This is a genomic window from Lentzea sp. NPDC051213 (assembly GCF_044455585.1).
In the GTDB taxonomy this organism is placed as follows: Bacteria; Actinomycetota; Actinomycetes; order Mycobacteriales; family Pseudonocardiaceae; genus Lentzea.
On the sequence record NZ_JBITEX010000011.1, the window covers coordinates 1 to 24,299 of the forward strand.

Sequence of the window (24,299 nt, forward strand, 5' to 3'; positions counted from 1 at the left end):
CGGCTGTGGTGACTGACTTCGCAATCACCACCGCACCCGGAGGCCTCACCCATGATCAAGCCGACACACCGTCACCAACGTGTTGGCCAGGTACACCTAGTTCGAGACGAACCCGCGGTGCAGCACCGTGAGCTGATCGGCGAGGTAGCGGGCCCACGCCTTCGCCCGGTCCCAGTCCGGTGCCGCACCGCCGAAGCTGATCGGCCCGCTGGCGCCGAGCTTGCGCACCATGCGGGTGACGTCGGTCGGTACGGGCGGCGCGCCCCGGTGGAACAACCACATGGGCGTGTGTTTGAGGGGAACCTTGTGCCGGCGCACAAATCGATGCGCATCGCGGGCCGCGGCGTCGCCGAGGATCACCGCACCGAACCCGTGCAGGGTCTCCGCGGCCGCGACCGCGAGCACGGTGACTCTCAGCCCGCAGCCGGCGAGCTCGGTGCCGATGATCTCGGCGATCTCGTCGGTGGCGGCGATCTTCGAGGTGTACGCGACGAGGACTCTGTCAGCCATCGCTGCATGGTTGTCGGTTGACCGCTTTCCCGGCAGCGGCGGAAGTCCCTGTCGCTTGAGGCCTTCAGTCCAATGGCAGGCCGAGAAGCGCGTTCTCGACCAGTTCGGGCATCGCCGGATGGATCCAGTACTGCCCGCGCGCCATCGTTTTCGCGTCCAGCCCGAAGCTCATGGCCTGGATCAGCGGCTGGATCACCGTCGACGCCTGCGGCCCGATGATGTGCGCGCCGAGCAGCTGCCCGGTCGCCGGGTCCGCGAGCAGCTTGGCGAAGCCTGTCGTGTCCTCCATCGCCCAGCCGTACGCGATGGACGCGTAGGCCTGGCTCGAGGTCACGTACCGGATGCCCTTGGCCTTCGCCTCTTCCTCGGTGAGGCCGACGCTCGCGATCTGCGGGCTGGAGAACACCGCGGCCGGGACGAACCGGTGGTCGCTCTCGATCTGGTCGTCCGGGTTCAGCAGGTTGTGCTGCACGACGCGGGACTCGTGGTTGGCGACGTGCTTGAGCTGGTAGTCCGAGCTGATGTCGCCCAGCGCCAGGATGTGCGGCTGGCTGGTGCGCTGGAAGGCGTCGACCTTGATCCGGCCGTCGTCGTGCAGGTCGAGGCCGGCCTTGGCCGCGTCGAGCAGGTCGGTGTTCGGCTGGCGGCCGACCGCGATGAGGAGCTGTGCCGCCTCAACGGTTTCCTCGCCGTCGGGGCCTTCCAGGTGGAGGCGGACCCCGGTCGCGGTCTTCTCGGCGCGGGTGGTCTTGCGGTGCAGGCGGACGTCCCACTTCGTCTTCGCGACCTCGGTGAACCGCTCCGCGATCTCCAGGTCCTCGTGGCGCAGCAGCAGGTTCGACCGGGCGATCATGGTGACCTTGACGCCGAAGCTGCTGAAGACGTGCGCGAACTCGGCCGCGATGAAGCCGCTGCCCAGGATGATCAGGCTCTCGGGAAGCTCGTCGAGGCGCATGACGCTGTCGCTGGTGTGGAAGCCGGTCGTTTCCAGGTCGGCCACCGCGGGGACGGTCGGGCGGCTGCCCGCGGCCACGACGATGCGGTCGGCGGTGATCGTCTCGCCGGTTCCGGTGTCGATGGTGCGGGCGTCGAGGAACTTCGCCGTGCCCTCGTAGACCGTGACGTTCGCGTTCTCGTTGGCGCGCCAGTTGCGGCCTCCCTCGGCGATCGGGTCGATCCTGCCGAAGATGCGGTCGCGGATCTCGGGCCAGTGCACCGCGTCCAGGTGCGCGTCCACGCCGAGCTTCTTGGCGTTCGCAGGCGCTGCGGCCTGGTCCGCGGTGTGGACGAACATCTTGGTGGGGATGCAGCCCACGTTCAGGCAGGTGCCGCCGAAGGTCCCCTTCTCGAGGATCGCGATCTGCCAGTCGGCCATCGCGTCGTTCGGAATGGAGTTGCCGGAGCCGGTGCCGATGATGACCAGGTCGAAGTGCCTCACGTGTCGATCCAACCACTTGGGCCGGTGAGGTGTTCCCAGGTGATGTCTTACCTGGCCCTTACGACGATGCCCGGCGCACCCGCGGAGGGTGCGCCGGGCAGAGGCCGGGCTTCAGTGCTGGTAGGTCGGCGTGATGATCGCGCGCGCCAGCGTGTGGAAGGCGAGGTTGAAACTCACGACGGCGGCCGAGGCATCGGCGTCCACGTCGAGTGCGTCCACGTCGACGGCGTGGACGACGAAGTAGTAGCGGTGCGGGTGGTCGCCCTTGGGCGGGGCGGCGCCGCCGAAGGCGCGGGTGCTGTAGTCGGAGCGGACGTGGAATGCCTCACCCGGAAGTGTGGCGTCGGAGGCTCCCGCGCCGGTGTCCAATGAGGTGGTGGAGGCGGGGAGGTTCACCGCCACCCAGTGCCAGAAGCCGGAGGGGGTGGGGGCGTCGGGGTCGTAGCAGGTGACCACGAAACTGCGGGTTCCGGCGGGGAAGCCGGACCAGGACAGCTGGGGTGAGGTGTTGCCGCCTGCGAAGACCTGGGCATCGGGGAGTTGCTCGCCGTCGCGCACGTCGGTGGAGGTGACGTCGAACGTGCCGACCTGGGGGAGCAGCTGGTAGGGGTCGGGAGCGACTGGGCGCTCGAGGCTCATCGGAACTCCTCCTCGTTGTGATCAGTTCGAGCCTATCTCCGTGCAACCAGGAGGGCCTGCGCGGCGTCTTCCGCGTGGAGGGGGAGATTTTGATGTCGAGGTTGCGGCTCATCGCTGCGTTTGTGCTGGTTGCCGGGGTGGTGGCATGCGGACAGCCGCCCACGCAGCCGCAAGAGGGGCCCGTGCTCACGACGTCGTCGCCCACGCCGACGACAACGACGCCGGAGAAGCCCAAACGGATGTTCGAGCCGGCGTACGCGTACGGCACGTCGCAGGCGAAGGCGCCCGCGATCGTGGACGGCATGGTGCCGGTGGTCACGCACATCCCGATGGACAAGCCATATGTGTTCATCACGATCGACGACGGCTCGGTGCAGCATCCGAAGGCACGCGAGTTGATGATCAACGCAGGCGTGTGGCCGTCGTTGTTCCTCAACACCAAGTACGCCGAGGGGCACAAGAACTACTTCAAAGAGCTGCCCGCCACGATCCACAGCCACACGACGAACCACCCGAACCTGCTCGGCAAGCCGTTCGACTTCCAGAAGCAGGAGATCTGCGGCAACGCCGACTTCCTCGCCGCCGACTACGGCAAGCGCCCGACGCTGTTCCGGCCGCCGTTCGGCAACTACGACGCGACCACCCGCAAGGCGGCCGCGAGCTGCGGGTTCAAGGCGCTCGTCAACTGGACGGCCGCGGTCAACGACGGGCGCGTGCAGTTCCAGCAGGGCGACAAGCTCAAGCCAGGCGACATCGTGCTCATGCACTTCCGCACGACGTTCGTCGAGGACTTCACGGCGTTCCTGAACCGGGCGAAGCAGGACGGGCTCACGCCGGTCCCGCTCGAGGACTTCCTGGGGTAGTCGAGGCAACCTGGGGCGCCTGCTGTGCGATATCAACACAGTGATCCTGGAAGAGGGGGAAGCAGGATGAGGCGAATCGCAGCAGCGCTCATCGCGGTGGGGATGGCGATGAGCATCGTGCCGGCCGCGTCGGCGGCCGAGGGCAACGAGCTGACGAACATCAGGACCGGGCTGCACGCCGGGTTCGACCGGGTGGTGTTCGACTTCAACGGGCCGCGGCCGAGCGTGTCCGAGTACCGCACGACCCAGCTGGAGCACTGCGCGTCCGGCAAGCCGATCTCGGCGCTGGGTGACGAGTTCCTCGTGGTGAGCATGCAGCCCGCGAACGCGCACAACTACACCGGGCCGCGCGCCTTCAACACGCCCGGCCTCGCCAAGGTCAGGAGCGTCTCGAACACGTGCGACTTCGAGGCTCACCTGGACTTCGCGATCGGCTACGCCACGAAGGGCAGGGCGTACAAGATCTCGTTCCTGGACAACCCGACCCGTGTCGTGGTCGACATCACCAACAGCTGACGTTCGCAGGGGGTCAGATGAAGAAGCGTCTGACCGCGGTGCTGCTCGCAGTGCTCGCGGTGTTCACGTTCGCCCCGGCCGCGTCGGCGAGCGGCCCGGCTCAGCTCACCGGCATCCGGACCGGCGTGCACAACAATTTCGAGCGGATCGTGCTCGACCTGAACGGGCAGCCGCACGACCGCGTGCAGCGGGAGGTCACCGCGGTCGCGGACTGCGGCTCGGGCAACCCGATTCCCGTGCAGGGGACCGAGATCCTCGAGACGATGATCCACTACGCCGCGACGTACGACGAGAACTTCAACCCGACGTACACCGGGCCGCGCAACTTCGTGCCGCAGGGCTTGACCAACGTCAAGAACATCGCCTTCACGTGCGACTTCGAGGCGACGCTCGGCATCGCGATCGGGTACGACGACCCGGACTCGTGGCACAAGGTCTTCACGCTGACGAACCCCGACCGGCTCGTCATCGACGTCTACTCGTACCGCTGACGCAACTGTGGCCTGAGTCACACGTCTAACTGAGCAGCAAGTGAGCCCTGGAGAGGGGGCTGCAAGATGTACAGACGTATTGCCGCGGTGTTGGTCGCGGTACTCGCGGTCTTCACGCTGGCGCCGCTGGCGTCGGCGCAAAGCACGCCCACGCTGTCGAACATCAGGACCGGGCAGCACGCCGGCTTCAGCCGGGTGGTCCTGGACCTGTCCGGCCTGCCGACCGAGCACCGGGTCAGCGAGGTCACCAGCGTGTCGCACTGCGCGTCCGGCAACCCGATCACCGTTGCGGGCGGCGGGATCCAGGAGATTCTGTCGGTCACTCTGATCGGTGCGGCCGCGCACGACGACAACGGGAACCTGACGTACACCGGGTCGCAGAACTTCGCGACGCCGGGCTTGAGCAACGTCCGCGGTGTCGCGCTCACGTGCGACTTCGAAGCCACGCTCGGCATCGCCGTTGGTTACGGCAACGCCAACTCGTGGCACCGGGTGTTCACGCTGACGAACCCGAACCGGCTCGTCATCGACGTTGGGCTGTAGCTAGGAAAAGCCTCGTGGGGGCAGTAGTCGCCGCTACTGCCCCCACGAGGGGTCTACTCACGCCGCAACGGTTGCGGCAGTCTCCTTGGCGGACAACGCGTGCTCCAGCACCTCGGACACGTCCGAGACGAAGTGCACGGTGAGCTGCTCCCGCACCGACTCCGGCACGTCGTCCAGGTCGGGTTCGTTGCGCTGAGGCAGCAGCACGGTCGTGATGCCCGCACGGTGTGCGGCCAGCAGCTTCTGCTTCACGCCACCGATCGGCAGCACCCGGCCGGTCAACGAGATCTCACCCGTCATCGCCACATCCGGGCGCACCGGGCGGCCGGACAGCAACGACGCCAGCGCCGTCGTCATCGTGACGCCCGCGGACGGCCCGTCCTTCGGCACCGCGCCCGCCGGGACGTGGATGTGCACACCCCGGTCGGCCAGCGCATCGGCCTTGTCGTCGTGCGCACGCAGGTACGACAACGCGATCTGCGCGGACTCCTTCATCACGTCGCCCAGCTGACCGGTCAGCGTCACGCCGGACGCGCCGGTGTCCTTGGGCGCCAGCGATGCCTCGATGAAGAGCACATCCCCACCGACACCCGTGACGGCCAGACCCGTTGCCACGCCGGGAACAGCGGTGCGTTCCGCCGACTCCGGGGTGTTCTTGGGGCTGCCCAGGTACGACCTAAGCGACGGCTGGTCGACCGTGACGGGCAGCTCCAGATCGCCCAGGGCCACCTTCGCGGTCAGCTTGCGCAGGATCCGCGCGAGAGCCCGTTCCAGTTGCCGCACACCGGCTTCCCGCGTGTACTCGCCGGCCAGCTGGTGCAGCGCGGGCTTCTCGAACGTGACGTCCTCGGTGGTGAGACCGGCGCGTTCGATCTGGCGCGGCAGCAGGTGGTCGCTGGCGATCGTGACCTTCTCGTCCTCGGTGTAGCCGTCCAGCTGCACGAGTTCCATGCGGTCGAGCAACGGCGCCGGGATCGAGTCCAGCACGTTCGCGGTCGCGAGGAACACCACGTCCGAGAGGTCGAGCTCGACCTCCAGGTAGTGGTCGCGGAACGTGTGGTTCTGCGCCGGGTCCAGCACCTCCAGCAACGCCGCCGTGGGGTCGCCGCGGTAGTCGGAGCCGACCTTGTCGATCTCGTCGAGCAGCACGACCGGGTTCATCGAACCGGCCTCGCTGATCGCGCGGACGATCCGGCCGGGCAACGCACCGACGTACGTGCGGCGGTGACCGCGGATCTCGGCCTCGTCCCGCACGCCACCCAGGGCCACGCGCACGAACTTGCGGCCCATCGCCCGTGCCACGGACTCGCCCAGCGACGTCTTGCCGACACCGGGAGGCCCGACGAGCGCCAGCACGGCACCGGAGCGACGCCCGCCGACGACACCCATGCCGCGGTCGGCACGACGCTTGCGCACGGCCAGGTACTCGGTGATGCGCTGCTTCACGTCGTCCAGGCCCGCGTGGTCGGCGTCGAGGATCTCCCGCGCGCCCTTGATGTCGTACTCGTCCTCGGTCCGCTCGTTCCACGGGATCTCGAGGACCGTGTCGAGCCACGTCCGGATCCAGCCCACCTCGGGGGACTGCTCGGAGGTGCGCTCCAGCTTGTCGACCTCGGCGAGCGCGGCCTTGGCGACCTTCTCGGGCAGCTCGGCCGCCTCGACGCGGGCCCGGTAGTCGGCCTCCTCGGAGGCGGGCTTGCCGTCGAGCTCGGCCAGCTCCTTGCGGATCGCGGCCATCTGCTGGCGCAGCAGGAACTCCCGCTGCTGCTTCTCCACGCCTTCCTTGACGTCCTTGGCGATCGTCTCGTTGACGTCCAGCTCGGTCAGGTGCGCCTGACCCCACTCGAGCAGCTTCTCCAGCCGCGTGGTGACGTCAGAGGTCTCCAGCAGCCAGATCTTCTGCTTCTCGTCGAGGTACGAGGCGTAACCCGCGAGGTCGGCCAGCGCCGACGGGTCGCTGATCTGCTGAACCGAGTCGACCATCTGCCACGCGCCGCGCGTCTGCAGGATGTTCGTCACGAGAGCGCGGTACTGCTTCGCGAGATCCCGCGTCCGGTCGGTGATCACGGACTCGTCCGCGATCGTCGCGTTGACCCACAGCGCCGCGCCCGGCCCCGTGGTGCCCGTGCCGATGCGCACGCGCTTGGTGCCGCGTACGACGGCGGCGCGTTCGCCACCGGGCAGGCGGCCCACCTGTTCGATCTCGGCCAGCGTGCCGACCGAGGCGTACTTCCCGTCCAGACGTGGAACGAGCAGCACTTGATGATCAGCCGCGGTCGTGGCGGCGTCTACGGCCGCACGGGCCTCGGCGCTCGCCTCCGCACCGGAGATGCGGATCGGCACCACCATGCCGGGCAGCACCACGACGTCGTCCAGCGGCAGTACCGGCAGGGCCAGAGTCTCGCCCATCTCGTCACCCTCCAAAGTTGAGTCTGTACCGCTCAACCAAGTGGAGCGAGCTGGTGTTCCCCCGACGTGTTCGCTGTCAGCGAGCAGCCCCGACACGACCGCTCTTCGCACTGCTGGCGGTGGACACCCGTGTACGCACAAGCGAGGATGCGCCCGTGATGGAAGAGCTGAAGTGGGTGCCGTCCACGGTCGACGTCACGCGTCCGAGCGTCGCGCGCATGTACGACTACTACCTGGGCGGCTCGCACAACTTCGAAGCCGACCGCGCCGCCGCCAAGCAGGTGGAGCAGATCTTCCCCGGCGTCGCGCAGAGCGCGCAGGCGAACCGCTCGTTCCTGCGCCGGGTCGTCCGCCACCTCGTGTCCGAGGGCGTGGACCAGTTCCTCGACCTGGGCTCGGGCATCCCGACCGTGGGCAACGTCCACGAGATCGCCCAGCACGACAACCCGTCCGCCCGAGTGGTGTACGTCGACGTCGAACCCGTCGCGGTGTCGCACAGCAACGCGCTGCTGGCCGACAACCCGCACGCCAACGCCCTGCTGGCCGACCTGAGGGCGACCTCCACCGTGCTGTCGGGCGCCCGCGAACTGCTCGACTTCTCCCGCCCGATCGGCGTGCTGATCATCGCGGCCCTGCACTTCGTCCCGGACGCCGACGACCCGTACACCAAGGTCGCCGAGTACCTGTCCGCCTTCCCGTCCGGCTCGTACCTGGCGATCACGCACGCCACCTGGGACCAGCTCACCGAGGAGGAGCGGGCCGAGGCCGCCCAGGTCGCCCAGATCTACAGCAGCTCCGACAACCAGCTCACCATGCGCACGCACGCGCAGGTCAACAAGTTCTTCGACGGCATGGAGCTGCTGGAGCCGGGCATCGTCGCGGTCAACGACTGGCGCCCGGACTCCTTCGAGGACTACACGAGCATCTACGGCGCCGTCGCCCGCAAGCCCTGAAGCAGACGGTCCCGGATCTCGTTCGTCTCGCGGTCGGTGAGGGTGCGTTCCGGCGCCCTCATCGTCACGCGGATGAGCACGTTCTTCTGACCTGGCCTGGCCTCCAGCCGTTGCCGGACGTGTGCCGGCAGGTCTTCGGTCCTCGTCTCGCTCAGGATCGCGATCTCCTCGACCACGTCCTCCGGGACGAGCGCGCGGATCTTGTCACCCAGCGTCTCCGCGTCCTCGTGCTGGCCGGCCATGACCGAGATGTCCCTGATCGCCGCCGGATGCCGGGAGATCGGCCGGTACTTGTCGAGGTCCAGCATCTGGGTGGCGATGCGGGGATCGGTGTTGCGCAGCAGGCGGATGTCCGGGATTCCCTTGCGCAGCATGAGGATCCGGTCCAGTCCCAGCCCCATCGCCAGGCCGTGCGGGTGGTGCTTGAGGACGTGTTTCGCGGCCCTTCCACACTCGCCGACCTCGACCCACTGGCCGTCGTGCCATACGTCGATCTGCTTGCCGTGCGTGGTGTACGGGTGGTTGGCGTCGATCGTGCGGTAGCGCTTGCCGGGCAGCAGGGTGCTCACGACAGTTTCGATGAGTGCTTCCAACGGTTCTTGGGTGCGTGAGATCCGCCAGATGTCGAGCTGGTGCGGGGTGCCGGTGTGCAGGCGGTCGACGGTGTCGCGGCGGTAGACGAGGCCGGGGCACAGCAGCGTGACGTCCGGTGTCGCGTCTTTGAGCGCTGGCGGGATCATCGCTGTGGTGTGGCTGCGCAGCATGCATGTCTCGCTGACGTACCGGGTGTAGCGGGCGTCCCGGGTGATCGCGTCTTTCGGGTAGCCGAGATGTTCGTAGTTGTGTTCCACCGGTACTAGCGGGTGGTGGCGGACTTCCTTCGGGGTGTCCAGGGCTGCTTTGAGGTCGGTGATCAGCCGTTGCATCGCGTGCGGGCCCTGGGTCGGGTCGGTGAGGTCGCGGACGGTTAGGGCGTGCACTAGTTCATCGGTGCGGTACATGGGGTTTCCCGTTTCTGCTCGGTCTCTTGGGGTGTTCGGAGTCCCCCGACCGACGGGAATCAGGCGCGCGCCACCCACGCTGGTCGGGGGTGGCTAAATCGCGTCATGTTCTGAGGCTAGCGCGCCTACTCCGGCGGAGTCAGCCGCAAATCCGGATCCACCGGCGGAACCCCGTCGAACGGCCCGCCGTCCTTCAACCGCCCAACGTGGTCGAGCGCCACCGAGATCTCCGCCCGGTACGGATCACCATCGGCCGGCGGAGTGCGGAACCACTCGTGCAGCGCCTCGGGAATCTGGAACCGCTCGAGCAGTTCGTCGTACATCGCCTCGCGCTCCGAGGCCTGCACCCCGAGCTCCTGGTACTCGCGCATCGCCATGCGCAGACGGATCCAGCGGTAGCGGTCGGTCTCCTGCTGCTGCGCGAACCGCTCGCGCAACAGGTCGCCGGCACGCTGGCCGCGCAACGCGAGGCGGCGGATCGTGGCGGGCGGCATGAAGAGGTTCGCGCCGCCCTCGTCGTCGGCCTGGCGCACGTGGGCGATGCGGCCGCGGTAGCCGGGCAGCGCGGACTGCATGGTGTCGCGCCAGTCCAGGAAGGTGTTCAGGATGGACGACAGGAAGCTCGGCATCGACGTCAGCGGCGCGTAGTGCCTGCCGGAGGTCGACGCGTCCTGTTCCGGCAGCCACACCTCGGTGGTGTCGCCGGGCGGGTACGACTGCAGGCTCAGGCCGAACGTGGGCCAGCGGGGGAGCAGCGAGTCGAAGAAGTGGATCGGGAAGTTGCTGGTGATACCGCCGTCGGAGAACCAGTGCACCTGGCCGTCGCGGCACAGCGGCACGGCGGCGATCAGGCCGGGGAACGACAGGCTCATCCGCACGGCCAGCACGACCGGCAGCCGGTCCCGGGAAGGCAACGCCAGCAACGGCATGGCCGGGTGCAGCGGACATTTCCGGTCCGCGCGGGCACCGTTGAGCTGCTCGACGACCCGGCGCGGCAGGACGTACCCGAGGCATTCCTCGCAGTACTCCCACTCCTCGGCGCACGGCAACCGGTAGGGCCGCCCCTCGGACAGGTCGGTGGTCATCAGCACGAGGTTGATGTCGCCGAGATCCCCGAACGTCAACGCGTGATCGGTCCCGGCCAACTCGTCGAGCTGGTCAGCGATCCAGTCGGCCAACGGCGGCACCCCGGTTGAGCGGGGTACCCCGGCCAGCCGGTCGAGCCACGACGGCGTGAAGTCACCGGTACCCGGTACGAGTCCGAAGTGGATGGACCGCGCGTTGTTCCTCATGTACGCCTGCATGGCCAGCACGTAGGTGACGGTCAACGCCGAGACCGCCGCGAACGTCAGCACCAGCCACACCAGCAGCACGACCGCCGCCGTCGCGAAGTGCCGCGAGAAAGCCAATCCCAGCACCAACGGCACGGCGATGAACAACCAAGCAGGCCACGGCAGGGAGTTCCTCAACCGCCACAACACCAACGGCACGCAGGCCAGCGCCAGCGCGATCACCAGCACCGCGAGCCACCGCGGCCACACCGTGGGCGCGAGCCAGGCCGACCACAGCACGGGCCCGCCGAGCCACAGCAGCGTCATCATCGCCAGCGCCGCCTTGGCTCGCAGCCCGACCGCGCCCAGCAACGCGAAGAACAGGCACGACACCGCACTACGCCCGGTCGTCTCGCGCTTCTGCATGGTCGCCACGACGATCCGGTACAGCGCGCGGGTCTTCTCGGTGGGCTGGAACAGCTGCGCCATGCGCCACCGCTCCGCACCCGAGCCCGACGTGAACCAGTCGATCAGCTTGGTCAGCTTCTCGAACCCGCCCTGTGCGCGGCCGCGTTCGGCAGCCGCTGTGAACGCCGCGGCGATCGCCCCCGCGGAGGCGCCGCCGATCTGCTTGAACTCGTAGTGGCGTGCCAGCGATGCGACGGCGAGCGGATAGACGACTCCGCTGGTTGTGCCGCCGCGCATCGTCAGGTCGCAGTAGCGGTCGTACTCCATGTGCTCATGGTGGCGTGATCAGGGCCGGGCGTCGTGAAAGTTCACTCGGACGCCATCCAATCGATCTCGGGTCGTTGAGAAGCCATCAGGCCAAGGCGGCCAGATCCGCCGGCGTGCCCGTCATGATCACGCGCACGTGCTCGGTCACCTTCTCCACCGGCCAATCCCACCAAGCAACCCGTTCCAGCACCTCGATCTCAGCCTCGCTGTACCGCTTCTTCAACAGCTTGCCCGGATTCCCACCGACCACCCCGTACGCGGGAACATCCGACACCACCACCGAACCGGAAGCGATGATCGCGCCGTTGCCGATGCGCACGCCAGGCATGATCAGGCAGTTGTAACCGATCCACACGTCGTTACCCACCACCGTGTCGCCACGACTAGGTGCCCCCAACTCGATGTCGAGCGTCCTCTCACCCCACACCCCGCCGAAGATCGTGAACGGGAACGTGGACACACCGTCGGTGCGGTGGTTGGCGCCGGACATGATGAACCGCACGCCCTCGGCCAGCGCGCAGTAGCGGCCGATGATGAGCTTCTCCTGGCCGAAGTTGTAGAGCACATTTCGTTGCTCGAACTGCAAAGCGTGGTGCGGATCGTCGTAGTAGGTGTACTCGCCGATCTCGATCTGCGGGTTCTTCACCAACGGCTTGAGCAGCACCGTGCGCGCTATGTCCGGCAACGGGTAGAGGTTGTCCGGCGAGGGGATGGTCACGGTGCTCCGATCGGCTCTTCGCTGAACTGCGTGCGGTACAACTTGGCGTAGTGGCCTTCCAGTGCCAGCAACGTCTCATGCGTACCACGCTCGACGATCTGCCCGCGATCCACGACGAGGATCTGGTCCGCCGCCCGGATCGTGGAGAGCCGGTGTGCGATCACCAGGGACGTTCGTCCGGCCAGCGCCTCGACCAACGCCTCCTGCACCGCCGCTTCCGAACGGGAGTCCAGGTGGGCCGTTGCCTCGTCCAGGATCACCACGCGTGGCTTGGCCAGCAGCAGACGGGCGATCGTCAGGCGTTGCCGTTCACCGCCGGAGAGGCGGTATCCGCGCTCACCGACCACGGTGTCCAGCTGGTCGGGCAACGACGACACCAGGTCGAACAACCTGGCTCGGCGCAAGGAGTCCCACAGTTCCTCGTCGGATGCGGAGGGCGCCGCGAGCCTCAAATTGGCGCCGATCGACTCGTGGAACAGGTGTCCGTCCTGCGTCACCATGCCCACGGTCTCGCGGATCGAGTCGAACGACAGGTCGGCTACGTCCACACCGGACAGTCGGACCAGACCGGAGTCCGCGTCGTACAGGCGTGGCACCAAAGACGCGATCGTCGACTTGCCCGCGCCCGACGCGCCGACCAGTGCGATGAGCGAACCCGGTTCTGCTACGAAGGAGATTCCGCCGAGGATCTCGTCGCCGCCTCGGGTGTCGAGTGTCGCGACCTCCTCCAGCGAGGCCAGCGAGACCTTGTCCGCGGACGGGTAGGCGAAGCGGACGTCGGAGAACTCCACCGACACCGGGCCGTCCGGCACGGACACGGCGTCCGGCTTCTCCTTGATCAACGGTGGCAGGTCCAGCACCTCGAAGACGCGCTCGAACGACACCAGCGCGGTCATCACGTCCACCCGTGCGCCGGCCAACGCCGTCAACGGCGCGTACAGCCTGGTCAGCAGCAGTGCCAGCGTCACGATCGTGCCCGGTGCCATCTGACCGGCGAAGACGAAGTACCCGCCCAGGCCGTAGACCAGCGCCAACGCCAGCGCGGACACGAGTGTCAACGCCACCAGGAACAGCCACTGGGCCACCGCGGTTCGCACTCCGATGTCACGCACGCGCCTCGCCCGCGCGCCGAATTCCATGCTTTCCAACGCGGGCCGGCCGAACAGTTTGATCAACGTCGCGCCCGGCGCCGAGAAGCGCTCGGTCATCTGGGTCGTCATCGCGGAGTCGAGGTCCGCTGCCTCGCGGTGCATCGACGCGAGCCGCCTGCCCATGCGCCGCGCCGGGATCAGGAAGATCGGCAGCAGCACCATCGCCAGCAGCGTGACCTGCCACGACAGCGTCAGCATCACGATCAGGGTCAGGACCAGCGCGATGATGTTCGTGACCACGCCGGAGATCGTCTCGGAGAACGCCCGCTGCGCCGCGATCACGTCGTTGTTCAGCCGCGACACCAGCGCGCCGGTCCTGGTGCGGGTGAAGAACGCGATCGGCATCCGTTGCACGTGGTCGAAGACCGACTGTCGCAGCCGCAGGATCAGGTCCTCGCCGACGCGCGACGACTGCCACCGCTCGGCCAGCGAGAAACCGGCCTCCAGCACCGCCACGCCCGCGATCGCCAGCGCCAGCCACACGACCAGCCCCAGATCACGGCCGCCGATGATGGTGTCTACGACCCGTCCGGCCAGCACCGGCGAGGCCACGGCGAGCACGGCCGCTACCGAACTGGTGGCCAGCAGCGCGAAGATGGCCCGCTGCTGTGGGCGGGCGAACCGGGCGACGCGCTTCAACGTCGCCCGGCTCACGCGGCGATTTTTCTCGTCCTGCATAGCGCTCTCGAGCGCGTACCAGGCGTTGAAGTCGATGTTCATGAGCACCAGTCTCGAACTTCGACCTACGTACAGGTCAAGCGGTTTTGAGGAACTCGTCCACCTCCGCCAGAGCCGCCGCACGCACTGGCTCAGGCGAGAGGAACAGGTCGTGCAGACCGGCTTTGATCTCCACGACCTTGACCGAGGGTCCGATCTTCGGACCCCACTTCTTCATGCCCTCGACGTCCAGCACCGCGTCGGCCCTGGCGACGTCCTCGCTCCACTCCTTGGCGTTCAACATGCTCTTGTCGGAGTGCAGCAGCAGCACCGGCACCCGCACGTCGAGTCCGTTGTGGACCTTCTCCTGCGCCACGAGGATCGCCCGGATCCACCCGGCGAGCACCGGGAAACCCGCGAGCGGCTTCCACTTGAGGTCGAAGTCCCACTCGCCCTTGCGCGAGTTGTGGATCGAGTCGCCGTACGCCTCGCCGAGGTTCGCGCGGATCTTCACCTTCGGCGCGATCTGCCCGAGCAGCCGCACCACCTGGCGCACGAACGGTGGTTCGACGACGTCGAGCCACGGGCTGTTCAGCACCAGGGCGTTGATCAGGTCGCTGGAGCGGCGTTCGTGCGCCCACAACGACGTGGTGAGGCCCCCGGTCGAGTGGCCCATCAGCACGACCCGCGAGTGTTCTTCACGGACCGCGGCGACCGCGGCGTCGATCTCCTCGAAGTACACCGCCATGTCCGTCGTGTAGTTCGGCACCTCGCCATCGCGCAGCGACCTGCCGTATCCGCGCAGGTCGACGGCGTAGAAGTCGTAGCCCTGGGCCGTGTAGTGCTCGGCCACGTGCTCCTGGAAGAAGTAGTCGGCGAAGCCGTGCACGTAGAGGATCGCCCCGCGGTCGGCCTCGACGGCACGGCGGCGGACCAGGGTCGCTGAGGCCCCGCCGCGCAACGGCAGAACAGTGGTGTCTTCGTCGCTCACCGGGCCAGTCTGCAACGGTCCAGGTCAGATTTCGTGCAGCCTTGTCCGGATCGTGTCTAACCTGGGGGAGTGACGGGGGATATTGAGCAGTCATCGAGGGTGCGGTTCCTGGGCATCAGCCCACGCGCCTATGAACATCCTGCCGACCGAGGCGCCCTCGCGGTGCTGAGGGCGGTGCCCGCCGTGGCACCGATCCTCAAGGCGGTCGCCGGAGCCTTCTCCGAACGGGGTGAGCGCCTGCTTCAGGTCGCCTCCTCGGTCCGGGTGGGCCCGAAGCAGTACCCGCAGCTCGACCGCATCCGCAACGAGGTGGCGGCGACCTTCGACCTCGACGAGGCGCCTGAGCTCTACGTGGAGCGCAGCGCGCAGGCCTACGCCTTCACCTATGGCATCGACAAGCCGTTCATCGTGATCAGCACCGGCGCGGTCGACCTTCTCGACAACGAGTCGCTGCGCTTCCTCATCGGTCACGAGACGGGCCACGTGATGTCGGGCCACGCGCTCTACAACACGCTGTTGCGCAGGCTGATCGACCTGACGACGTCGTTCGCCTGGGTGCCCGCGGGCGCCATCGCCATGCGCGGCGTCATCGCCGCGTTGCGCGAGTGGCAGCGCAAGACCGAGCTGTCCTGCGACCGGGCCGGCCTGCTGGCCTGCCAGGACCCGCAGGCGGCGCTGCGCACGCACCTCGCGCTGGCGGGTGACCTCGGCGGGCAGGTCGACATCGCGTCGTTCCTCGCTCAGGCGAAGGAGTACGAGGAGGTCGAGGACATCCGCGACAGCCTCCTCAAGCTCCTGCACACCGAGCACCGCTCGCACCCGCTGGTCGTGGTTCGGGCCGCCGAGCTGCAGCGCTGGTCGGCGAGCGAGGAGTACCGCGAGATCCTGACCGGCACGTACGCGCGCCGCGAGGACGACAGGCCGGCGACCAACCTCACGGACGACGTGAAGTCCGCCGCCCGGTCGTACAAGGAGTCCATGAGCAACTCCGCCGACCCGTTGATCAAGACGATCAACGACATCGGCGAGTCCGTCATGGGCGCGGCGGGCAAGGTTTGGAGCAAAGTTAGTCCGAATGGCCCAGCCGAGTAGCTACCATGTGGAGTCATGAGACGACTCGCGGTAGCTCTCCTGGCGCTGTTGATCACAAGTGGGACCGCCACCGCCGGTGAACAGATCATCGGCGGTGAGCGGGCCAAGATCGAGGTCAATCCGTGGGTCGTCTACCTCACGGACGACAACGGGGCCCAGTTCTGCGGTGGCACCATCGTCGCGCCGACGAAGGTGCTCACCGCGGCGCACTGCGCGCTGGGCCGCTCACCGCGTGAGCTGCGGGTCGTCGCCGGCCGCGAGGACAAGCAGGACCGCGACTCCGGGGTCTCGGTCACGCCCGCGGACATCTGGATCCACAAGCAGTACAGCGCCGCGGACGAGGGCGAGGACGTGGCGGTGCTGACCCTCAAGAAGCCGCTGGAGTACCCCCCGCTGCCCATCGCCGACCTGACCGACCGGGCCCTCTACCAGCCCGGCACCGAACTCAGGGCGCTGGGCTGGGGCCGGACCAGCGAGAACGGCAAGACGTCCCGCTTCCTCCTGCAGGCGACGCTCCCGGTGCTGCCGGACGCCTTCTGCGAGGAGACCTATCCGCAGTTCGTGCGGTCGGACATGTTCTGCGCCGGTTTCGCCGCGGGCAAGGTCGACACCTGCCAGGGCGACTCGGGCGGGCCGTTGGTCGCGAACGGCAAACTCGTCGGCATCACGTCGTGGGGCGAGGGCTGCGCGCGGAAGAACAAGCCCGGCGTCTACGTCCGGGTCGCCCGGTACTCGAAGGATCTTCACTCGGTCGTGGATGCTCTGCCGACTGGAGTTGTCGAGCGCTAGACCCCTCGGTTCAGTGGGTTCCATGCGTCTGCTGACCGCGGTTCTGGCGTTGCTCGTGATCACGGTGACCCCGGCCCACGGCGATGCCAGAGTCGTGGGTGGCACGCCGGTGACCGATGCCGGTGAGGCACCCTGGATGGTCGCGCTCACGACGTCGTCGGGCTATCAGTTCTGCGGCGGCGCGCTCGTCGCGGCCGATCTCGTCGTGACCGCCGCGCACTGCGTCCACGGCCGGCAACCCGGCGCGATCACCGTCGTCGGTGGCAGGCTCGATCTCCGCACCGACGGCGGCAGCACGTCGGTCGCGCGCAGGTACCAGATCGCGGACGGTTACTCGACTCCCTCACGCGGCAAGGACATCGCGTTGCTGAGGCTCGCGGACCCCATGCCGTACGCGACGTTGCCGATCGCCGCGACGACGGCGGCGTACGCGGCGGGCAAGGTCGGCGTCGTGTACGGCTGGGGCCGGCTGGCGGAGGGCGACACGAACAAGAGTCCGTTGCTGCACAAGGCATCCATTCCGATCATGGCGGATGACCAGTGCGCCGCGGCGTACGTGCGGTACGACGAGAAGGCCATGTTCTGCGCCGGTTACCCGGAGGGTGGTGTCGACGCGTGCATCGACGACTCCGGCGGCCCGTTCGTGGTCGACGGCAGGCTCGCGGGCATCGTCTCGTGGGGCATCGGGTGCGCGCGGCCGAACACGCCCGGCGTCTACACGCGGGTCACGACATACCTGAGCTGAGTGCCCTGACGAGATCGGCCCGGTAACGCAGCCCGGCGCTCTCCGCCCGTTCGATCGCCTTGTCGCACAACGCGATCGCCGCCGCGGAGTCGCCGTGCTCGTGCAGCAACGCGGCTTTGCCCGCCAGCGCGCGCACCTCGATGATGCGGAACTCGGCGTCCCTCGCGCGTTGCAGCACGGCGTCGAACTCGGCGATCGAACGGTTCACCTCCGCGAGCACGAGGCACGCGTCGACCTCGATGAACAGGTCGTCGTCTCCGGCCAGTTCCAGCGCGCGTTCGGCGTGCTCGCGGGCCTCCTCCGGCCTGCCGGTCGCGATGAGCAGCTCCGCGTACTCGATCCGCGCGGACATCTCGACCGGCCGCATCCGGTGCTGTTGCGACAGTTCCAGCGCCTCGCGGAACGCCGCCGCGGCCTCCTCGTACCGGCGTTGGGCCGCCAGCACCACCGCGAGGTTGTTGAGCCCGTTCGACGTGTGCTGGATGTCGTCGATCTCCCTGGCGAGCGCCACGGACCGGCGCAGCGCCTCCTCACCGGAGTCGAGCCGGCCGAGCTCCAGCTCCAGCAGCCCGAGGTTGCCGAGGCCGCCGATGAGCTGCGCGCGCATCGAGTTCGGCCCGTACAGCTCGAGCGCTCTGCTGAGGTGCTCGCGGGCCAGGTCGAGCTCGCCGATGTCGTGATAGATGCCGGCGAGGATGTTGAGCGCCGTCGCCTGCTCCGCCTCCCGCCCGGCGGCGCGGAACTCGGTGATCGCCTGCTCGCAGTGCCGGATCGCGGACAGGTGTTCGCCGGACCGCCAGTCGAGGTACGACAGGCACACGTGCATGGCCGCCGCTCGTTGCCCGGTCTCCCCGGCGAGCGCGGCGTCGGCGATCGTGCGCAGCTCGGCGTAGTACCCGGACAGCAGCAGATATCCGCGCAGCGCCACGACCAGCGCGGCGTCGGGCTGGTCCTGGGCGAGTGCGACGAGGTTGAGCCGTTCCGTCTCGAACCAGGCCATCGATTCTTCGCGACTCGCGAACGGCACGCGGTCAGGCCCGGCCGGCAGGAGGCGCGTGAAGCCGGCGTTCAGCTCGGCATCGGCCCCGTCCGCGCGCTTGAGGTACCACTCGAAGACCGCGCGCCGGTCGTCCACTGTGGTCCGTGCGTGGGCGTAGAGGCGCATGAGGTCGTGCAGCTGGTAGCGATCGCCGTTGCGCTGCACCAGGTTCGCGGCGACCAGCTCGTCGATCGCGGTGTCGGCGAGGCCGCGCGGGAGGTCGGGGCCCGGCACCGCGCCGAGGAAGTCGAACGTCCGCCGCGCCCGTGCCGACAGCTTCCGGTAGGAGAGGTCGAACGTCGCCTGCACGGCCGTGTCGTCGTCCTCGATCTCCAACGCCGCCAGCCGGTGCTCGCGGAGTTCCCCGACGTAGTCCGGCAGGTGCCGCCCGGCGAGGTTCGCGCCGGCGATCCGCAACGCCAGCGGCAGCCGCCCGCACAACGCGATCAGCTCGCTCGTGTCCCCGTCGACGCGCATGCCCTTGAGCAGCTCGCGGGCTTCCTCGTCGGCCAGCACGCCCAGCTTGACCTGCGCGAACATCGGCAGATCCGGCCGGCTGGTGATCAACGCGGCACAGCCGGGCGTGTCCGGCAGCAGCGGCGCGATCACGTCCGCGGTCGCGTTGTCGAGCACGACCAGCACCCGCCGGTTGCGCAGCAGCTCGCGGTAGTCGTCGTTCTGCCCGCCGCCCAGCGCCTTCACGAACCGCGCGAGTGCCTGGTCGACCGTCATCGACGGGCCGGTGGAGTAGCCGCGCAGGTTGACGTACAGCTGCCCGTCCGGGAACCGCTCGCGCAGGCGGTGCGCCTCCTTGATCGCGAGCACCGTCTTGCCGACGCCGGGCAGGCCGGTGATCGCCCGCACCGGCGCGTCGACCAGCTCCAGCCTCGCGATCTCCTCCTTCCTGCCGACGAAGTCCGGCAGGTCGGCGGGCAGCTGGCAGGGCGCGGGCGGCCGGGGCACGAGCCGGTACCCGGTCGGCTCGGTGATCACCTGCTCGGTGGCGCGCAGCCTGCTGACCAGCGTGCGCAGCGCCGCGCGAGGGTGCATCGGTGCCTCGTCCGGCCAGACCTCCGCGACCAGGACGTCGAACGACACGGGCTCGCCAGGGCGCGCGGTCAGCGCGTCGCGTAGAGCCTGCAGTCGATCCGCCACAAATTCGATCGTAGAGATCTTTCGAACGTGCGAGCCTGACGAGCATGGTGACGATGCGGCGAGCCAGGCCGGACGACGCGGGCGTGGTGAGCGAGGTCGCGCAGGCCGCCAAGGCCCACTGGGGCTACGACGAGGAGTTCCTGGCAGCGGTCCGGGATGAGCTGACCTACACCGCGGACGATGTGGTGCGACGGCACATCGTGGTCGCCGAAGCAGACGGTGCGGTGATCGGCTTCTACAGCCTCGACGGTGAGCCTCCGGCCGGTGAGCTGGGCAACCTGTGGGTGCGCCCGGACCACATCGGCACCGGCCTCGGCCGGCTCCTGTTCGAGCACGCGATGACCACCGCTGCCGCCGCCGGGCACGAGCACCTCGACGTCGACTCGGACCCGTACGCCGAGGGCTTCTACCTCAGGATGGGCGCCGAGCGGATCGGGGAGAGCCCGTCGGGTTCGATCCCCGGCCGAATGGTGCCCAAGCTGCGCGTCCGGACGGCCTGACCTTCTGGAAAACCCCGGCGGGCACCGGTCCGTGCTCCGTAGCGTGCGGGTATGACTGCAAGATCATCGGGTGTCGTCGCCGCCATCGCGGCCGCGCTCACCCTGGGGGCGATGACCACCGTTTCCGCGAGCGCCGAGCCCGCCGGGAACCCGATCATCGAGCTGAAGAACGTGGCGCGCGGCCAGTGCATGACGGCGGGCGCGCCCGAGTACTTCCAGCTCGAGATGGCCGGCTGCACCGGCGCCGCGACCCAGCGGTTCGAGCGGGTCGGCCTGCCGAACGGCCAGTTCCACCTGCGCAACGTCGCCAACCGGTGGTGCGTCGACGGCGGGCAGTCCCTGCTCACCGAGCCGTGCGACGAGACCGACAGGTACCAGCGCTGGGAACTGGTGTCCGACGCGTCCGGGGCGACGAAGCTGAAGGTCGGCGGGTTGTCCGCGTACGCCGACACGGTCATCTACGACCTCATCCCCGACCTCAAGATCATCCCCAACGACCCGGAGGACACCGACCACCAGCGGTGGGTGGTGACCGAGGTCGGCAGCGTGCCGCCACTGTCCGACACCACCGGTGCCCTCGTGACGCTGGAGAGCTCGGGGCGGGGGACAGTCGAAGGGGTGGCTGCCTGCGCGGACGGCGCGGGTGTGGGCTCGTGTCCCGGTTCGGCGTTCCAGCGGGTCGAGCTGGGCGGCGGCGCGTTCCAGCTGCGGGCGGGCGATGTCTGCCTGCGCCCGAAGCCGGCGACGAGGTACGACGTCGACCTGCTCGGGAACTGCGCGGTGGCCGATCCGGCGCAGCAGTGGCGGCTCGAGGGGCCGGATCTGTTCGGCGGTCACCTGATCCGCAACGTGGCCAAGGGCACCTACCTCACGCCCAGCGATCCGCGCCTGATGCTGTTCGAGAAAGACCCCTTCGGCCCGAGCTCGCAGCATCAGAGGTGGTATCTCCGCCTCGCGTGAGCCTTAGAGGACCAGCCCGACGGACATGGTGAGGAAGACGGCCGCGCACACCGCGTCGAGCGCGGTCGTCACACCGGGCCGGTGCAGCCGACCGGCCACCCGTGAAGCGGCCAGCACGATCATCAGCTCCCACACGGCGGCGAGTCCGAGGAACACGACGGCGAGCATCGCGAGCTGCGGTGCCGGTTCACCCGATCCGATGAACTGCGGCAGGAACGCCAGTGAGAACAGGATCATCTTCGGGTTCGTGATGTTGGTCAGGAAGCCCTGCCGGAACGGCCGGTTGCTCATGACCTCCTCCGGCTCGCCGCCGGAGCGCTTGATCAGCCCTCGCGTGATGGAAACCGCGAGGTAGAGCAGGTAGCCGGCACCGATCCAGCGCAGTGCCGTGAGCACCATCGGGTACTGCGCGAGCACCACGCCGAGGCCCGAGATCACCAGCGCCACCTGGACCGCGGCGGCCGAGTGGATGCCCGCCAGCGCCAGCAGTCCGGCGCGGGTGCCGGAGCGCAACGACGTGCGCAGCAACAAGAACGCGTCAACACCGGGGGTCACGATGACGACCGCGCACGCGATGAGGAAGGCCGGAACCTGGCCGAAGTCGAACAACACCGTCGATACCCCCGTGATCTGTGCCACTGGCCGTAAAATCTTCGGCCTGACGGGACACTAACACGAGAATCTCCGGTTTTGACGTCGTCCTAGCGCGATCGCTACGGTTGGTGACCGATCGTCCACCTGGAGCAACGAGGAGTGGTCCGTGAGGGGTAAGCGACTTGCCGTGCTGGTAGCGGTGATCGCGCTGGTCAGCGGTGGTTCACCGGCTGATGCGATCGTTGGGGGGACACCCGCGCGGGTTGCGGACTCCCCGTGGGTTGTGGCGATCACCACCCCGGACGGCCAGCTGATCTGCGGTGGCGCGCTCGTCGCCCCGGACAAGGTCATGACGGCAGCGCACTGCGCGACGCTGAAGGGCGTGCTCGGCAAGAACCAGCGCCCGGCCGAGCACCTGCGGGTGATCGCCGGCCGCACGGACCTGCGGACCGGCGAAGGCGTCGAGGCGTCCGTCGCGAGCATCTGGCGGCACCCCGACTACCGCGAGGTCACCAAGGGCGACGACGTGGCGGTGCTGACGCTCGCCCGGCCGCTGCCGTACCGGACGATCGCGCTCGGCGACGCGGGCGACGACGGCGTGGTGCTCGGCTGGGGCCGCACGGCGGAGAACACCCCGCCCGCCATGACCCTGCGCAAGGTGACGGTGCCGATCCTGTCCGACGCCGAATGCCTCGCGAAGGAACCGGATTTCCGGCCCGGCGCGATGCTGTGCGCCGGTCGTGGGGGCCGCGACGCGTGCACCGGTGACTCGGGCGGGCCGTTGGTCGTGCGGGGCAGGCTCGCGGGCGTCGTCTCGTTCGGACGGGGGTGCGCGCGGCCGGACGAGCCGGGCGTCTACACCCGGCTGACGCACTACCGGTCGACGCTCGGCTTCTGATATCCAAGGTGCGGTGCGAACCACTCCTTTTCCCGCCACCCTGCGACGGCAGTGGGGACTCGATCTGAGCCCCACCCAGCTGTACGCGATCCTGCGGCTGCGTCAGGACGTTTTCGTCGTCGAGCAGAACTGCGTCTACGCCGATGTGGACGGCCGTGATCTCGAACAGGGGACCCGGCACTTCTGGCTGGAAGCCGAGGGATCGCACGAACCGCTCGCGTACCTGCGGCTCACCGAGGAGCCCGGCGACACGTTCCGCATCGGCCGCGTCGCCACCGCGCGCATGGCTCGTGGCCGTGGTTTCAGCCGCCGGCTGATGCAGGCGGCTCTGGCTGACGTCGGCAACGTGCAGTGCGTGCTGGACGCGCAAACGTACGTCGTGGACTTCTACGCGTCGTTCGGCTTCGTGCCCGAGGGTGCGGAGTTCATCGAGGACGGGATTCCACACCTGCGGATGCGGCGCACTCACTGATCACGCGCACCGCGCGCTCGATGTCGGCCTCGGTCAGATCGGCGCGCGCGGTGAGCCGCAGCCTGCTGATCTGGTCCGGCACCGACGGCGGCCGGAAGCAGCCGACGAGCACGCCGTTCGTGCGGCAGTTCTCGGCCCACTGGAACGCCTGTTCCGGGCTCGGTGCCCGCACGCTGACCACGGCGGCGGTGGGCGTGCTGGCCTGGAAACCGGCTTCCTTCAAGCGGTGGCTCAGGTCGTGCGCCACGGTCAGCGCCCGCTCGGGACGGTCCGGCTCCTCGCGCAGGATCTTGATCGCCGCGAGGGACGCCGCCGCGCTGCTCGGCGCGAGGCCGGTGTCGAAGATGAACGTGCGCGCGGTGTCGATCAGGTGCTTGATCACCCGGCTCGGGCCGAGCACCGCGCCGCCCTGCGCGCCGAGCGACTTGCTCAGCGTCAGCGTCGTGATCACGTCCGGCGCCCTGATGATGCCCGCCGCGGCCACGGCACCCCGGCCGCCGGGGCCGACGACCCCGAGGCCGTGCGCGTCGTCGACGACGAGTGCGGCGCCGTTCGCGCGGCAGGCCTCGTGCAGTTCGTTGAGCGGCGCGATGTCGCCGTCGACGCTGAAGACCGAGTCGGTGACCACGATCGCGCGCCGCTTGCCGCGGGTCTCCAGCGCGTGCCGGACCTTGCCGACGTCGCAGTGGTCCGCGACGACGACGTCCGCCTTGGACAGCCGCGTGCCGTCGATCAGCGAGGCGTGGATGTGCTGGTCGGCGACGATCGCCGTGCCGGGTCCGGTGAGCGCCGTGAGAGCGCCCAGGTTCGCCGCGTAGCCGCTGGAGAACACCAGCGCCGACTGGCTGCCGCAGAAGTTCGCGAGCTCGTACTCCAGCTCGGCGTGCAGCTCCGTCGAGCCCGTGACCAGGCGTGACCCCGTGGAGCCCGCGCCCCACTTCAGCGTGGCGGCCGCCGCGGCACCCGCGACGCGCTTGTCCTTCGCGAGCCCGAGGTAGTCGTTGCTGGCGAGGTCGAGGTCCGTGGAGTCGGCGGTGCGCGGGCGCAGTCGCCGGGTCAGACCCGCCTTGGCGCGCGCCTCAGCGCGGACGTCGATCCAGTCGAACGTCGACTCACCACCACTGGAAATCGCCTCAGTTGTGCTCACGGTCACCGACTGAGTCTCCCAT

Annotated in this window: 24 protein-coding genes; 12 read left to right on the plus strand and 12 right to left on the minus strand. The window is 68.7% G+C overall.

The window, feature by feature from the left end; genetic code table 11:
* Positions 1-96: 96 nt before the first annotated feature.
* The 3 genes from ACIA8G_RS38295 to ACIA8G_RS38305 form a co-directional block, all read right to left on the minus strand.
* On the minus strand, positions 97-510 hold the full coding sequence (locus ACIA8G_RS38295; RefSeq protein ID WP_396423671.1) for a hypothetical protein: 414 nt from the start codon (positions 508-510) through the stop codon (positions 97-99).
* Positions 511-574: 64 nt separating this feature from the next.
* A complete protein-coding gene (locus ACIA8G_RS38300; RefSeq protein ID WP_396423672.1) occupies positions 575-1,948 on the minus strand; it encodes a mycothione reductase in 1,374 nt (457 codons plus the stop codon).
* A 111-nt stretch (positions 1,949-2,059) separates the two neighbouring features.
* Positions 2,060-2,587, minus strand: coding sequence for a YbhB/YbcL family Raf kinase inhibitor-like protein (locus ACIA8G_RS38305; RefSeq protein WP_396423673.1), 528 nt, complete (start codon positions 2,585-2,587; stop codon positions 2,060-2,062).
* Between the two features lie 182 nt (positions 2,588-2,769).
* On the opposite strand from ACIA8G_RS38305, the gene ACIA8G_RS38310 reads away from it, so the two are divergent.
* The 4 genes from ACIA8G_RS38310 (at position 2,770) to ACIA8G_RS38325 (ending at position 5,000) form a co-directional block, all read left to right on the plus strand.
* Entirely contained in the window at positions 2,770-3,450 is a 681-nt protein-coding gene (locus tag ACIA8G_RS38310; RefSeq protein ID WP_396423674.1) for a polysaccharide deacetylase family protein, read from the plus strand.
* Positions 3,451-3,516: 66 nt separating this feature from the next.
* Positions 3,517-3,966: a hypothetical protein gene (locus ACIA8G_RS38315; protein WP_396423675.1), complete on the plus strand. Its 450-nt coding sequence runs from the start codon at positions 3,517-3,519 to the stop codon at positions 3,964-3,966.
* 17 nt (positions 3,967-3,983) lie between these two features.
* Positions 3,984-4,457, plus strand: a complete 474-nt coding sequence (locus ACIA8G_RS38320; RefSeq protein WP_396423676.1) for a hypothetical protein — start codon at positions 3,984-3,986, stop codon at positions 4,455-4,457.
* A gap of 66 nt (positions 4,458-4,523) precedes the next feature.
* Positions 4,524-5,000 (plus strand): hypothetical protein, encoded by a 477-nt coding sequence (locus tag ACIA8G_RS38325; protein WP_396423677.1) that lies wholly within the window; start codon positions 4,524-4,526, stop codon positions 4,998-5,000.
* 57 nt (positions 5,001-5,057) lie between these two features.
* On the opposite strand, the gene lon is transcribed toward ACIA8G_RS38325, so the two are convergent.
* Complete coding sequence (gene lon, locus ACIA8G_RS38330; protein ID WP_396423678.1) at positions 5,058-7,409, minus strand: endopeptidase La; 2,352 nt, start codon at positions 7,407-7,409, stop codon at positions 5,058-5,060.
* A gap of 158 nt (positions 7,410-7,567) precedes the next feature.
* Here lon and ACIA8G_RS38335 point away from each other — a divergent pair, with 158 nt between their 5' ends.
* A complete protein-coding gene (locus ACIA8G_RS38335; protein WP_396423966.1) occupies positions 7,568-8,362 on the plus strand; it encodes an SAM-dependent methyltransferase in 795 nt (264 codons plus the stop codon).
* On the opposite strand, the gene ACIA8G_RS38340 is transcribed toward ACIA8G_RS38335, so the two are convergent.
* The 5 genes from ACIA8G_RS38340 to ACIA8G_RS38360 form a co-directional block, all read right to left on the minus strand.
* The gene (locus tag ACIA8G_RS38340) at positions 8,335-9,363 is read right to left on the minus strand and encodes a hypothetical protein (RefSeq protein WP_396423679.1); all 1,029 of its coding nucleotides are present in this window, start codon (positions 9,361-9,363) and stop codon (positions 8,335-8,337) included. The genes ACIA8G_RS38335 and ACIA8G_RS38340 overlap by 28 nt on opposite strands.
* Positions 9,364-9,488: 125 nt before the next feature.
* Positions 9,489-11,369, minus strand: a complete 1,881-nt coding sequence (locus ACIA8G_RS38345) for a patatin (RefSeq protein ID WP_396423680.1) — start codon at positions 11,367-11,369, stop codon at positions 9,489-9,491.
* A gap of 85 nt (positions 11,370-11,454) precedes the next feature.
* On the minus strand, positions 11,455-12,087 hold the full coding sequence (locus ACIA8G_RS38350) for a CatB-related O-acetyltransferase (RefSeq protein ID WP_396423681.1): 633 nt from the start codon (positions 12,085-12,087) through the stop codon (positions 11,455-11,457).
* Entirely contained in the window at positions 12,084-13,958 is a 1,875-nt protein-coding gene (locus tag ACIA8G_RS38355; RefSeq protein WP_396423682.1) for an ABC transporter ATP-binding protein, read from the minus strand. Before ACIA8G_RS38355 ends, ACIA8G_RS38350 begins: the two co-directional genes overlap by 4 nt.
* A gap of 34 nt (positions 13,959-13,992) precedes the next feature.
* Complete coding sequence (locus ACIA8G_RS38360) at positions 13,993-14,886, minus strand: alpha/beta hydrolase (protein WP_396423683.1); 894 nt, start codon at positions 14,884-14,886, stop codon at positions 13,993-13,995.
* Positions 14,887-14,955: 69 nt separating this feature from the next.
* On the opposite strand from ACIA8G_RS38360, the gene ACIA8G_RS38365 reads away from it, so the two are divergent.
* Genes ACIA8G_RS38365 through ACIA8G_RS38375 form a run of 3 tightly spaced genes read left to right on the plus strand, consistent with a single transcriptional unit; the run spans position 14,956 to position 17,512 of the window.
* On the plus strand, positions 14,956-15,978 hold the full coding sequence (locus tag ACIA8G_RS38365) for a M48 family metallopeptidase (protein WP_396423684.1): 1,023 nt from the start codon (positions 14,956-14,958) through the stop codon (positions 15,976-15,978).
* Positions 15,979-15,993: 15 nt separating this feature from the next.
* Positions 15,994-16,767, plus strand: a complete 774-nt coding sequence (locus ACIA8G_RS38370) for a S1 family peptidase (RefSeq protein WP_396423685.1) — start codon at positions 15,994-15,996, stop codon at positions 16,765-16,767.
* 22 nt (positions 16,768-16,789) lie between these two features.
* Positions 16,790-17,512, plus strand: a complete 723-nt coding sequence (locus tag ACIA8G_RS38375) for a S1 family serine peptidase (protein WP_396423686.1) — start codon at positions 16,790-16,792, stop codon at positions 17,510-17,512.
* On the opposite strand, the gene ACIA8G_RS38380 is transcribed toward ACIA8G_RS38375, so the two are convergent.
* Positions 17,493-19,706 (minus strand): tetratricopeptide repeat protein, encoded by a 2,214-nt coding sequence (locus tag ACIA8G_RS38380; protein ID WP_396423687.1) that lies wholly within the window; start codon positions 19,704-19,706, stop codon positions 17,493-17,495. The two genes, ACIA8G_RS38375 and ACIA8G_RS38380, sit on opposite strands and share 20 nt — an antisense overlap.
* A 53-nt stretch (positions 19,707-19,759) precedes the next feature.
* Here ACIA8G_RS38380 and ACIA8G_RS38385 point away from each other — a divergent pair, with 53 nt between their 5' ends.
* Complete coding sequence (locus ACIA8G_RS38385; RefSeq protein WP_396423688.1) at positions 19,760-20,206, plus strand: GNAT family N-acetyltransferase; 447 nt, start codon at positions 19,760-19,762, stop codon at positions 20,204-20,206.
* Between the two features lie 51 nt (positions 20,207-20,257).
* A complete protein-coding gene (locus ACIA8G_RS38390; RefSeq protein WP_396423689.1) occupies positions 20,258-21,166 on the plus strand; it encodes a hypothetical protein in 909 nt (302 codons plus the stop codon).
* Positions 21,167-21,169: 3 nt separating this feature from the next.
* Here ACIA8G_RS38390 and ACIA8G_RS38395 read toward each other — a convergent pair whose 3' ends face one another.
* Entirely contained in the window at positions 21,170-21,805 is a 636-nt protein-coding gene (locus ACIA8G_RS38395) for a LysE family translocator (protein ID WP_396423690.1), read from the minus strand.
* Between the two features lie 121 nt (positions 21,806-21,926).
* Between ACIA8G_RS38395 and ACIA8G_RS38400 the strand changes: the two genes are divergently transcribed.
* Together ACIA8G_RS38400 and ACIA8G_RS38405 are read left to right on the plus strand one after the other, a co-directional pair.
* Positions 21,927-22,658, plus strand: a complete 732-nt coding sequence (locus tag ACIA8G_RS38400; RefSeq protein ID WP_396423691.1) for a S1 family peptidase — start codon at positions 21,927-21,929, stop codon at positions 22,656-22,658.
* A 13-nt stretch (positions 22,659-22,671) separates the two neighbouring features.
* A complete protein-coding gene (locus ACIA8G_RS38405; RefSeq protein WP_396423692.1) occupies positions 22,672-23,130 on the plus strand; it encodes a GNAT family N-acetyltransferase in 459 nt (152 codons plus the stop codon).
* Here ACIA8G_RS38405 and ACIA8G_RS38410 read toward each other — a convergent pair.
* Entirely contained in the window at positions 23,084-24,277 is a 1,194-nt protein-coding gene (locus ACIA8G_RS38410; RefSeq protein WP_396423693.1) for an 8-amino-7-oxononanoate synthase, read from the minus strand. The two genes, ACIA8G_RS38405 and ACIA8G_RS38410, sit on opposite strands and share 47 nt — an antisense overlap.
* Positions 24,278-24,299: the final 22 nt, after the last annotated feature.

Coding starts and splice junctions, on each gene's coding strand:
- ACIA8G_RS38295 (WP_396423671.1), bottom strand. CDS start 510: ATGGCTGACAGAGTCCTCGTCGCGTACACCTCGAAGATCGCCGCCACC.
- ACIA8G_RS38305 (WP_396423673.1), bottom strand. CDS start 2,587: ATGAGCCTCGAGCGCCCAGTCGCTCCCGACCCCTACCAGCTGCTCCCC.
- ACIA8G_RS38315 (WP_396423675.1), top strand. CDS start 3,517: ATGAGGCGAATCGCAGCAGCGCTCATCGCGGTGGGGATGGCGATGAGC.
- ACIA8G_RS38320 (WP_396423676.1), top strand. CDS start 3,984: ATGAAGAAGCGTCTGACCGCGGTGCTGCTCGCAGTGCTCGCGGTGTTC.
- ACIA8G_RS38325 (WP_396423677.1), top strand. CDS start 4,524: ATGTACAGACGTATTGCCGCGGTGTTGGTCGCGGTACTCGCGGTCTTC.
- lon (WP_396423678.1), bottom strand. CDS start 7,409: ATGGGCGAGACTCTGGCCCTGCCGGTACTGCCGCTGGACGACGTCGTG.
- ACIA8G_RS38335 (WP_396423966.1), top strand. CDS start 7,568: ATGGAAGAGCTGAAGTGGGTGCCGTCCACGGTCGACGTCACGCGTCCG.
- ACIA8G_RS38340 (WP_396423679.1), bottom strand. CDS start 9,363: ATGTACCGCACCGATGAACTAGTGCACGCCCTAACCGTCCGCGACCTC.
- ACIA8G_RS38345 (WP_396423680.1), bottom strand. CDS start 11,369: ATGGAGTACGACCGCTACTGCGACCTGACGATGCGCGGCGGCACAACC.
- ACIA8G_RS38355 (WP_396423682.1), bottom strand. CDS start 13,958: ATGAACATCGACTTCAACGCCTGGTACGCGCTCGAGAGCGCTATGCAG.
- ACIA8G_RS38370 (WP_396423685.1), top strand. CDS start 15,994: ATGAGACGACTCGCGGTAGCTCTCCTGGCGCTGTTGATCACAAGTGGG.
- ACIA8G_RS38375 (WP_396423686.1), top strand. CDS start 16,790: ATGCGTCTGCTGACCGCGGTTCTGGCGTTGCTCGTGATCACGGTGACC.
- ACIA8G_RS38385 (WP_396423688.1), top strand. CDS start 19,760: ATGCGGCGAGCCAGGCCGGACGACGCGGGCGTGGTGAGCGAGGTCGCG.
- ACIA8G_RS38390 (WP_396423689.1), top strand. CDS start 20,258: ATGACTGCAAGATCATCGGGTGTCGTCGCCGCCATCGCGGCCGCGCTC.